The organism is Streptomyces sp. NRRL F-5650, from assembly GCF_000721365.1.
In the GTDB taxonomy this organism is placed as follows: Bacteria; Actinomycetota; Actinomycetes; order Streptomycetales; family Streptomycetaceae; genus Streptomyces; species Streptomyces ardesiacus.
In genome coordinates this window covers 91,509-103,315 of sequence record NZ_JOGV01000020.1, presented here as the reverse complement: position 1 = coordinate 103,315, position 11,807 = coordinate 91,509, and the positions used below count along the sequence as shown (strand labels likewise).

Here is an 11,807-nt window from a genome sequence, read left to right as displayed (position 1 = left end):
ACCGACACCCCATGACGCCGCATCAACCCCACAACAGCCCCCGGATCGACCACCACCTCCCGCCGCGCCACCACCACAGCCGCACCACACACCAACGGCCCGTACAGTTCGAGGGCGGCGATGTCGAACGACACCGTGGTGACCGCGAGCCACCGGTCCCGCGGGGACAGCGGAATCCGCCGGCCCGCCGCGGCCAGGAAGTTCGCCAGTGCGGCGTGGGAGACGGCGACCCCCTTGGGGGTGCCCGTCGAACCCGACGTGTAGATGACGTACGCGATGCTGTCCGGCGCGACACGGACGGCGGGCGCCGACTCCTCCTGCCCGGCGCCGGCCGCCTCGGCCAGCGTGCCGGCGTCCAGGACCAGGACGGGGCGGGCGTCCGAGAGGATGTGGTCGATCCGGTCCCGCGGGTGGTCCGGATCGACCGGGACGTACGCCGCCCCCGACTTCAGCACCGCCCACAGCGCCACCACGAGATCGCGCCACCGCCGCGACCAGCCCGCCCTCCAGCGTCGGCTCCGCGGTGTCGTTCACCTCCGCCAGCAGCCGCTCCCGCTCCCGCGGACCGAGCACGTCGAGGTCCGCCACGGAGACCTCCGGGTCCCGGGCGACCTGCTTCAGGATGCGCACGAACCGCTCGACGATCCCGACCGCCGTGGCGTGGTCGAACAGTTCCGTCGCGTACTCGAGCCGTCCGTGCGCGCGCCCGGACGCGTCCGGGATGATGTTGAAGTAGAGGTCGAGCTTCGCGGTGTCGGTGCCGACCGGGACGGGAGTCACCCGCAGCCCCGGCAGCTCGAACCGCGACCACACGAACTGCCAGGCCAGCATCACCTGGAACAGCGGCGGGTACGAGGTCGAGCGCTCCACCTCCAGCAGCTCCACGAGCCGTTCGAAGGGGATGTCCTGGTTGTCGTACGCGGCGAGGGACTTGTCGCGCACCTGGTCCAGCAGGCGGCCGAACGACGGGGTTCCCGACAGGTCCGCGCGCAGCACCCAGGTGTTGACGAAGAACCCGATCAGATCGGCGAGTGCCTCGTCGGTCCGCCCCTCGATCGGGCTGCCGATCGTCACGTCGTCGCCGCCGCCCAGCTTCTGCAACAGCACCGCCAGCGCGGCCTGGGCGATCATCGGTGCCGTGGCGCCCCGGTCGGCGGCCACCTTGCCCAGTCGGGCGAGCAGTTCCGGTGCCAGCTCGAAGGACACGTGGCCGCCGCGGTGGTCGGCGTGCGTCGGCCGGGGCCGGTCCAGCGGCAGGGCGATCGGCTGAGGCACCCCGGCCAGCTCCTGCCGCCAGTAGGCGAGCTGCGGTGCGGCGACGCTCTCCGGATCGTTTTCGTCGCCGAGCAGTTGCCGCTGCCACAGCGTGTAGTCCTTGTACTGCACGGGCAGCGGTTCCCACACCGGCGCGCCCCCCTCGCGGCGGGCCGCGTAGGCGGACGCCAGGTTGTCGAGGAACGGCGCTATGGACGATCCGTCGGCGGCGATGTGGTGGAACACGAACATCAGCACGTGCTCCTGCGGGGCGGTGCGGAAGACCGTCGTCCGCAGCGGAAGTTCCGCGCTCAGGTCGAATCCCTCGCACGCGGCCTCGTGCATCGCGGCGTCCACCGCGGACGCGGCGACGTCGACCACCCGGAAGGGGACGGTCGCCTCCTGCGGGCCGAGGACCCGCTGCGCGGGTGTGCCGCCCGAGTCCTCCACGATCAGGGTGCGCAGACTCTCGTGCCGGGTGACGACGTCGCTCACCGCCGCGTCGAGGGCCGCGGTGTCCAGGGGCCCCTCCAGCCGCAGCACGAACGGAACGTTGTAGGTCGCGGAAGAGCCCTCCAGGTGGTTGAGGAACCACAGCCGGCGCTGGGCGAAGGACAACGGGATCATCGACGCTCCTACGCGTTCGTCGGTCGTAGCTGAGGGCGCTTCGAGGTGGCCGACTCATCGATCAGGACCGCCAGCTCGGCCACGGTCGGGCAGCGGAACACCGTCGTGACCTTGAGGTCGACGTTGAACTCCCGGCGGATACGGCCGATCAGCCGGGTGGCCAGCAGTGAGTGCCCGCCGCATTCGAAGAAGTCGGCGTCGGTGCCGATCTCCTCGACTCCGAGCAGCTCGGCGAACAGCCCGCACAGGACTTCCTCGTTGTGGTTGCGCGGCCTCCGCCCGGTCGCCGCCCCGGCCTGGTCGGGCGCAGGCAGCGCCTTGCGGTCGGCCTTGCCGCTCGGGGTCAGCGGAAGCTCGTCGAGGATCACCAGGTGCCCGGGGACCATGTACTCGGGCAGCCGCTGTTCCAGGTCCGTGCGCAGGTCGCGGACGAGCTGGTCCGGGCTGTGCCACCGGGCGCCGGACCGGGACGGCGGCGCTCCGGCCGACCGCTCGGCGTCCTCCGGCCGGGTGGCGTACACCTGGCTCATCCCGGTGCCCTCGAGTCCCTCCGGGGTCTCCACGACGACCCTGAAGCCCCTGGACTCCAGCATCCGCCCGATGACCGCGACCCGGTCGTCGACGTCGTGCACCTCCGCCACGACCTGACGGATGATCGGCCAGTGCCCGGGCTCGATGCCCTGCAGGACCGCCAGTTCACTCTTCTCCGCGTCGACCTTCAGCAGGTCCACGCGGGTGAGGCCGTTGTCCCGGATCACCTGCGACACGGTGCGCAGCTCCACGTCGACCTGGGTGCTCGCCAGCCGGTCGGACAGCATGTCGGTGAGCTGGTCGTCCTCGACGACCGGTGTGGTGCCGTCGTTGGCGAGTACCCGGCGCAGCGTCTCCCGCTCCGCCGCCTCGTCCGCGTAGCGCCCGGACATCAGGGACATCTCCGGGTAGTACGTGAACCGGGCGCGGCCCGGGGCGTCCGAGATCCCGCACGTCGTCACGACGGCCGCGAGGCCGTGCAGGTCGGCGTTGAGGCGGTAGAAGTCGGCCGTCTCCGGGATCGGCTCGCACGCGTACAGCTTCACGTCACGCGCCACCGATCCGGCCCACAGACCGAACATCCCCACGTGCCCGCCGACGTCGACGATGCACGCGCCGTCGTCGACCCGCACGCCGCCGCGCGCGTACTCGCGGTGCTCGAAGATCTCGTCGTACAGGTAGGAGATGTTCGACTTGTTGCGGCCCCCCACCGTCATTCCGTTCGGCAGCTCGTGCAGTTCGACCCCGGCCAGCCGTCCGGTGGCGGCCAGCTCGCGCAGCCGCACCACCGCGGGCGCCGCCTCGGGGTCAACCACCACGTAGCCGACCAGCCGCTGGTCACCGGTGGTGTCCTGGCGGGCGGCCACCACGGCCTGGGAGACGGCGGGATGGCGGGACAGGGCGTTCTCGATCTCGCCCAGCTCGATGCGGAAGCCGCGGATCTTCACCTGGTGGTCGTTGCGGCCGAGGTATTCGAGCCCGCCGTCCCGGTTCCACCGCACGAGGTCACCCGTGCGATACATCCGTGCCCCCGGCGCACCGTGCGGACACGCCACGAACCGGCTCGCGGTCAGCGCGGTCCGGCTGGCGTAGTCCCGGGCGAGGCCGGTGCCCGCGAGGTACAGCTCGCCCGCGACGCCGGGCGGGACCAGGCGCAGGGCCGGGTCGAGCACGTACACCCGGGTGTTGTGGATCGGCTCCCCGATCGGCACCGGACCGGGGGCGTCCGGGACGCAGGCGTGGTGGGTGACGTCCACGGCCGCCTCCGTCGGCCCGTACAGGTTGTGCAGCTCGACGCCCGGCAGCGTGCGGGCGAAGGCGTTCGCGGTCTCCCGCGGCAGGGCCTCACCGCTGGCGAACACCCGGCGCAGCTCGCCGGCGCACCGTGCGGCCTCGGGCGCGGCCAGGAACGCCTGCAGCATCGACGGTACGAAGTGGCAGGTGGTGACGTGCTGTTCGCGGATGAGCCGGGCCAGGTAGGCCGGGTCCCTGTGTCCGTCGGGGGCGGCGACCACCAGCGCCGCTCCCTGCTGCAACGGCCAGAAGAACTCCCAGACCGACACGTCGAAGGACGCCGGTGTCTTCTGCAGCACCCGGTCGTCGCCGGTGAGTCCGTACTCGTCCTGCATCCAGCGCAACCGGTTCATGATCGACCGGTGTGACGTCCGCACGCCCTTGGGGCCGCCGGTCGATCCCGAGGTGTGGATCAGGTAGGCGGCGTTGTCCGGCGACAGCGCGCGCGGCGGCTCCGCCTCCGGGTAGCCGGACACGTCCGGGAGTGTCCGGTCGATCACCAGCAGGGGTGGCGCCGCTTCGTACATGTGCCGCACCCGGTCCTCGGGCAGGTCGGTGCCGACCGGCAGGTACGCCGCGCCCGCCTTGACCACCGCGTGAAGTGCCACCACGAGGTCGACGGAGCGGGGGACCCGGACCGCGACCACCGCCTCGGGCCCCGCGCCGTGTTCGATCAGCCAGTGCGCCAGGCGATTGGCCCGCCGGTCCAGCTCCCGGTAGGTCAGCGTCTCGGTCTCCCCGACCACCGCCGGGCGGTCGGGGGTCCGCCCGGCCTGGGCCGCGAACGCGTCGGGCAGGGTGGCCGGCGAGGTGTCGTCGGCGGCCGTCGTGACCCTGCCCTCGCCCTGCCGCGTCAGCCACGCGCGCTCGTGGTCGGCGAGGACGTCGATGGCGCCGACGGGCGTCGTCGGGTCGGCGAGCAACTGCTCGAGCACGCGGCTCAGCCGGGCGGCGACGGCCTCGGCCGCCTCCCGGTCGTAGAAGTTCTTCTGATGGTCGATGGACAGGCGCAGGTAGGGGTCGGCGGCGTTGAGGCTGAGGGGGTAGTGCGAGCCCGCGAAGGGCTGGATGCTGTCGATGGTGAAGCCCGCCGCGGAGTTGGCCTCCGTGATGCCCGCGTGGTCGATCGGGTAGTTCTCGAACGCGATGATCGTGTCGAACAGGGCGGGCATCTGGGTGTCGCGCTGGATGTCGGCCAGCCCGTAGTAGTGGTGGTCGAGCAGCGCGGTCTGCCGGGCCTGCAACTCGGTGATCATGTCGCCGACGCTCTGCTCCGGCCGGCAGGAGACCCTGATCGGCAGGCTGTTGATGAACAGGCCGATCATCTCGTCCGAGCCCGGCACGTCCGCGGGACGGCCGTTGACGGCCGCGCCGAACACCACGTCCTGCTGCCCGGTCAGCGTCGACAGGACCAGCGCCCACGCGCCCTGCAGCAGCGTGTTCAGGGTGACGCCCAGCTCCGCGGCGCGCGCGGCGAGCCCGCGTCCCTTGTCGATGGAGAGCGGTACCGGGACCCGGCCGAGGCCGGTCGGCGCGCCCTCGGCCGGTGTCGTCGGGGCGACCAGGGTCGGTTCGTCGAAGCCGGCCAGCTCCGCCGTCCACCGGGCGGCCGTCGCCTCCCGGTCCTGTGCGCGCAGCCAGCTCAGGTAGCCCGCGTAGCTGGGGACGGGGCGCAGACCGCTCGACCCGGTGTACAGCCGGCTCAGTTCCGCGATGACCAGCGGAGACGACCAGCCGTCGAACAGCGTGTGGTGCGCCGTGACGACGAGGGTGGAACGCTCCGGACCCTGGGTGATCAGTGCCAGGCGCATCAGCGGCGGCCGGGCGGGGTCGAACTGGTCGGTGCGGTCCTCGGCGAGCAGCCGCCGCAGCAGTTCCTCCCGTTCGGCCCCGCCGTGACCGGACGCGTCGATGTGCCGCCACGGCAGGTCGACGTGGTCGGCGACGACCTGGACGGGATCCCCGCTCGCGGCGGTGACGAACGCGGAGCGCAGGTTCGGGTACCGGTCGAGCAGTGCCTGCCCCGCCCTGCGCATCCGCGCCGGTTCCACTGGCCCGGACAGTTGCATGACGAACTGCATGTGGTAGACGTCGAAGCTGCCCTCGGCAACCGCCGCCTGGAACTGGATCCCGGCCTGTGCCGGGGTGACCGGCCAGATCTCGGTCAGCTTTCCGTACCGGGTTTCCCAGCTCTCGATCTCGTCCTGCCCCACCGTGACCAGCGGGGTGTCCGACGGGGTCAGCCCGCCGACGTCCGGGCGAGCGGCGTAGACCGCCATCCCGGACAGCGCCCGGACCCACAGCTCGGCCAGTTCCGCGGTCCGCTCGCGGGTCAGCACTCCGGTGGGGAAGGCGAGGACCGCCCGGAGCCGGGTGCCGTCGGGGCCGTCCGTGGCGACGGCGTTGACTTCGAGCGCGGACAGCGCGGGCAGGTCCGGGTCCGGTTGCGGAACCAGCGCCGCCGACCATGACGGCGAGGGGCCCCAGCCCGCGGCACGCAGGTGTTCCGGCACGTCGGTGTCCGAGATCCGGCCGAGGTAGTTGAAGCCGAGCTGTGGCGGCCGGTGCTCCGCGAGCGTGGCCGCCGTCTCGGGGTTCAGGTGACGCAGCAGCCCGAACCCCATGCCCTTGTCGGGGATCGCGCGCAGTTGCTCCTTGACGAGCTTGATCGCCTTGCCGGCCGAGGGGCCGCCGGCGAACGCGTCGGTCAGGTCCACCCCGCGCACGTCGACGCGGGCCGGGTACATGCTGGTGAACCACCCGACGGTCCGTGAGAGGTCCGCCCCGGGGACGACGTCCTCCTCACGTCCGTGGCCCTCCAGCCGGACCAGGGTCGGGCGGTCCCGGCCGTGCCAGCGTTCCAGGGCCACGGCGAGAGCCGCGAGCAGCACGTCGGTCGCGGTGCCGTGGAAGGCGGCGGGGAGTTTGGTCAGCACCGCTTCGGTGACCTCGGCGGGCAGTTCCACCGGGATGCCGTCGACCGTGGACATCAGGTCCACCTCCGGGTCGAACGCCCGGGCGCCCAGCGCGGGTTCCGGCTCGGCCAGCACGCCGTGCCAGTACGGCAGCTCCGCCGCCGCCTCGGGGGTGAGCGCTCTGCTGCGCAGCGCCGACGCCCATCGGCGGGCCGAGGTGCCCACGGCGGGCAGTTCCGGCGTCCGGCCGGAGGCGACCTGCTGCCATGCCTCGGCGAGGTCGGACATGAGGATGCGCCAGGAGACGCCGTCCACGACCAGGTGGTGCAGCACCACGAGCAGGCGTCCGGCACCCGCCTTCGGCGCGAACCAGACGAAGGCGGCCATGATCCCGGCTTCCGGGTCGAGCCGTCCGGTCGCCTCGTGGAGCGCCGCCCTCGCCGCGGCCAGGGTGGCCGGGTCCTCCCACCGCCCGTCGCAGGGCACCCGACGGATCAGTTCCCCGGCGCGGACGCTGCCCGGCGCGGGCACCACGAGGGACGGCTCGTCGCCGCCGGCCAGCCGCGCCCGCAGGAGGTCGTGCCGGTCGAGCACCGCGTCCAGGGTGGCGGCCAGTGTGCCGCCGTGGATGCCGGAGGGCAGCTCCAGCACCATCGACATGGCGTAGCGGCCGGTCACACCGCCGCGCTCGAACACCTGTCGTGCCACCGGCGGAAGCGGCATCGGGCCGAGGCCGCCGGCCTCGTCCTCCACGAGCGCGGGCCGCCCGTCACCGCGGGCCGCGGCCACTTCGGCCAGCCGGGCCGCCGTGCGGTGCTCGAATATCTCCCGTGTGGTGACGGCCAGACCACGGGCCCGCGCCCGGGCCACCACCTGAATCGACCGGAGGCTGTCCCCGCCCACCGCGAAGAAGTCGTCGTCGACGCCGACCCGTTCCACCCCCAGGACGTCGGCGTAGGCCGTCGCGATGATCGTCTCGTTCTCCGTGCGCGGCGCCCGGTAGGCCTCGCCCGCGAACTCCGGCTCCGGCAGCGCGGAGCGGTCCACCTTGCCGGTCGGTCCCAGCGGCAGCCGGCCGAGCACGACGAACGCGGACGGCACCATGTAGTCGGGCAGTCGCGCCGCGACGAACGTACGCAGCTCGGCGGCCGACACACCGAACTGCAGGTCCACGGCGCCGATGCCGCCGGCGCCGTCGTCGCCGACGGCCCCCTCGCCGATCTGCACCACGTACGCGACGAGCCGCCGCACTCCGTTCGGCTCCTGCCGGGCGACCACCACGGCCTGGGTGATCCCGGGATGCAGCTCGCACACCGCCTCGACCTCGGCCGGTTCGATGCGGAACCCGCGGATCTTGGTCTGCGCGTCGGCCCGGCCGACGCACTCCAGCCGGCCCTGCTTGTTCCACCGGGCCAGGTCGCCGGTGCGGTACATCCGCTCGCCGGGCGGACCGAACGGGCTCGCGACGTACCGCTGGGCGGTCAGGGCCGCCCGGTCGTGGTATCCCCGGCCCAGGCAGGTGCCCACCACGTACAGCTCGCCCACCACGCCCTGCGGCACCGGGGCCAGCTCGGGGCCCAGCACGTAGGCGCGCATGTTCCCCAGGGGGGTGCCGATCGGCGCGACGTCGCCCTCGGCCCACCCCTCGGCCGTCGGCAGGGAGAACATGGTGGCGTAGAAGCTCTCGCTCTGTCCGTAGGAGTTGACGATCCGCGCCGCGGGCAGGGCCTGCCGCATCTGCCGCACCTGCCCGGCCGACAGCACGTCACCGGCGAAGACCACCGTGTGCACATGGGGCGACGTGCCCAGGTGGTCGACGAGTTCGCCGAGCACCGACGGGACGCCGCTGATCACGTGGCCGTCCCAGGCGCCGCGCTCGGCGAGCGCCAGCGCGTTGGGCACCAGGTCGACGGTGCCGCCGGTGAACAGGGTGGACAGCAGCTCGAAGACCGAGACGTCGAAGTTGACCGAGGTGCCGGCCAGCATCTTCCAGCCGGGCGGAGCGCCGATGCCGCGCACCAGTTCGAGCACCCCGTCGACGACGTTGCGGTGGGTGATCGCCGCGCCCTTGGGCGCGCCGGTGGAACCGGAGGTGTACATCACGTACGCCAGGTTGTCCGGGGCCGGCCGGGGGACCGGGTCCGTGGCGTCCGGAGCCCCGCCGGGCGGGTCCCAGCCGGCTCGGTCGTCGAGGTCGACGACCGCGATCCCGTCGCGCCCCGCCAGGACCTGCCGTGTCGCGCCGTCGGTGACCGCGAACCGCACGGTCGCCTGCGACAGCACCCGTTCCGCCCGGGCACCGAGGTACTTCGGGTCCAGCGGCAGATAGGCGGCGCCCGACTTCAGGATCCCGAGCAGTGCGGCGACCAGGTCCTCGGTGCGCGGCAGCGCCAGCGCCACCAGGTCCTCCGGTCCCGCGCCGCGCCGGACCAGTTCCCGGGCGATGCCGTCGGCCCGGGCGGCGAGTTCCCGGTAGGTCAGGGTCCGGTCCTCGCACACGACCGCCGGCGCGTCCGGGGTCCTGGCCGCCTGGTTCTCGAACATCTCCGGGACGGTCCGCTCGGACGCCGCTGTGGCGGTGAGGTCCAACGGGGCAAGCAGACGCGCCCGTTCGGCCGCGTCGAGGACGTCGACGCGGCCGATGCGGCGGCCCGGGCCGGACACGAGCTGGGCCAGCACCCGGACGAACCGGCTCGCGATGCCCTCGACCGTCTCCCGGTCGAACAGGTCGGTGCTGTACTCCACCCGGCAGCCCGCACCGCCGGTCCCGTCCGGGACCATGTTGAAGAACAGGTCGAACTTGGCCGTCCCGGTCTCCAGCGTCAGGTACTCGACGTCGACCCCGGCGAAGTCCAGCCGGCCCGGGGCCTCCTGCCAGGCGAACATGACCTGGAAGAACGGGTGGTAGGCGGTGGACCGGTCCGGGTTGAGCAGTTCGACCAGCCGCTCGAAGGGGATGTCCTGGTTGTCGTACGCGCCCAGGGCCCGTTCCCGTACCCGCCGGAGCAGCTCGGCGTAGGTGGGGTTGCCGGACAGGTCGACGCGCAGCACCCAGGTGTTGACGAAGAAGCCGACGAGGTCGCGCAGTCCCTCGTCGGTGCGGCCCGCGATGGGTGCGCCGATCGGCACGTCGTCGCCGCACCCGAGGTGGTGCAGGAGCACCGCCAGCGCCGCGTGCATCGCCATCGACACCGTGGTGTCGTGCTCCGCGGCCAGCTTCTCCACGGCGGCGAGCAGGTCGCGGCCGACGGAGAACTCGACCAGTCCGCCGCGTGGGCTCATCGCCCTCGGCCGCGGGCGGTCCGTCGGCAGGGCCAGCGGCTGCACCGTGTCCGCCAGCGCCTCGCGCCAGTACGCGAGCTGCCTGGCCGCCAGGCTGTCCGGGTCGGAGTCGTCGCCGAGGACGTCCCGCTGCCAGAGGGTGTAGTCCGCGTACTGCACCGGCAGCGGCTCCCACTGCGGTGCCCTGCCCTCCCGGCGCGCCGCGTAGGCCGTGGTGAGGTCGCGCAGGAGCGGCCCGAAGGACTCGCCGTCCAGGGCGATGTGGTGCACGACCAGCACCAGGGTGTGCTCGCCGGGCCCGGACCCGACCAGCGTCGCGCGGATCGGCGCGTCGGTGGCCAGGTCGAAGACCTCGGTGGCGGCCCTGTCGATCTCCGCCGCCCGCCGCTGCGGCGAGGTATGGACGACCGAGAGCCTGAACGGTTCGTCGGCGGACGACCGCACCTGCTGGTACGGGACGCCGTCGCCGTCCTCGATGATCACCGTGCGGAGGACCTCGTGCCGGTCGACGACGTCGCACAGCGCCGACTCCAGCGCGCTCACGCTCAGCTCACCGGTCAGCCGCAGACCGAGCGCGCCGTTGTAGGTCGGTGACGGGCCCTCGAACCGGTCCACGAACCAGAGCCGACGCTGCGCGAACGACAACGGGATCATGCTGTCTCCAAATCGGCAGAACCATCAGGAATGCGGCGGTACTCAGACCTGGTCGAGTACGGCCAGAAGGTCTTCGTTGTAGAAGTCGTCGAAGGAGCACGCACCGGACACCGTGGAGAAGTACCGGTCGATCAGGTCCTGGTGGCCGGCCAGGTGCCGCAGCATCTCCGTGCGCCCCTCGGGTTTCAGCTCGGCCATGTTGAGCACGCCCTTGTAGAGGTTGAGGAAATGGGCGTTCAGCCCGCTCTCGTAGCGCTTCAGCGCCACCCCGAGCGCGGCCTCGTCGTGCAGGCCGTCCCCGATGTGCTCGACGAGCGACTGCGCCTGCTCGAAGGCGTCGGTGATGCCGCGCGCCGTGATGGAGTCCTTGTGGTGCACCGCGTCACCGACCAGTACCCAGCCGGGCCCGTGGGCCTGGCGGAAGAAGTTCTCCTGGTGCCCCGTGCCGTACAGCTGCTCCTCGCGCGTGCCCGCCGACATGCGTTCGTACAGCTCGGGCGCCGTGGTGCGGACGGCCTCCAGGTACGCGGGTTCCACCGCGGTGCGGACGCCCGCGTACTCGCGCTGCGGGAAGTAGGTCATGATCAGCGTCAGGTCGTCGTTGGTGGGAACGGCGGCGACCCAGCGACCCGGGCGGTCGAACAGCTCGAAGTGCGCGGGGACCCCGGACCAGTAGCTGTAGTAGGTGCACGTCATCCGCGGGTCCTCGATGACGTTGCGCGCACCGGCCTCGCGGGCCACCAGGGAGCGCATGCCGTCCGCGCCGACGACCAGCCGCGCCCGGTCCGTCGTCTCGGCGCCGGCGGGCGTCCGGTACCGCACCCCGACGACCCGGTCGTTCTCGAAGACCAGGCCGGTGACGGTGCAGGACTCCCGGAACTCCACGCCGGCCGCCACGGCGGCGCGCGCGAGGATCGGGTCGAGCACGAACCGCCGCGGCGCATAGGTCGTCCGGTAGCCGTCGACCGCCAGGGAGAAGCCGTCCAGCCGGACGTCGGGGCCCCGGTAGCTCTCCCGGTTGATCCCGGGGCACCCCGCTTCGACGAGGTCGCCGAGGACTCCCCACCGGCCGAGCAGTGCCACACCCGGCTGGTGGATGTAGTGCGAGGAGAGCTTGTCCCGTGGGAATCGCGCCTTCTCCAGGAGCAGGACGCGATATCCCTGCCGGGCCAGCAACATGGCCGTCGGTGAACCCGCACAACGGGCACCGATGACAATCGCGTCGTACATGGCGTTCCTCCTGCGCGGTTA

3 protein-coding genes and 1 pseudogene are annotated in these 11,807 nt (G+C 72.4%); all 4 read right to left on the bottom strand.

Translation table 11 applies throughout. The features are described from left to right. On the bottom strand, positions 1 to 455 hold a 455-nt coding region (locus IG88_RS44320; protein WP_234332223.1), incomplete at its 3' end, for an AMP-binding protein. A gap of 145 nt (positions 456 to 600) precedes the next feature. Beyond that, a pseudogene (locus tag IG88_RS38790) lies at positions 601 to 1,881 on the bottom strand (condensation domain-containing protein); the annotation flags it as partial. Positions 1,882 to 1,889: 8 nt separating this feature from the next. After that, entirely contained in the window at positions 1,890 to 10,556 is an 8,667-nt protein-coding gene (locus IG88_RS0119675) for a non-ribosomal peptide synthetase (protein ID WP_031042662.1), read from the bottom strand. A gap of 42 nt (positions 10,557 to 10,598) precedes the next feature. Next, positions 10,599 to 11,786, bottom strand: coding sequence for an NAD(P)/FAD-dependent oxidoreductase (locus IG88_RS0119670; protein ID WP_031042659.1), 1,188 nt, complete (start codon positions 11,784 to 11,786; stop codon positions 10,599 to 10,601). Positions 11,787 to 11,807: the final 21 nt, after the last annotated feature.

What these genes read in the sequence shown, in the direction of transcription:
- IG88_RS0119675 (WP_031042662.1), bottom strand. Translation starts at nt 10,556, where the DNA reads ATGATCCCGTTGTCGTTCGCGCAGCGTCGGCTCTGGTTCGTGGACCGG.
- IG88_RS0119670 (WP_031042659.1), bottom strand. Translation starts at nt 11,786, where the DNA reads ATGTACGACGCGATTGTCATCGGTGCCCGTTGTGCGGGTTCACCGACG.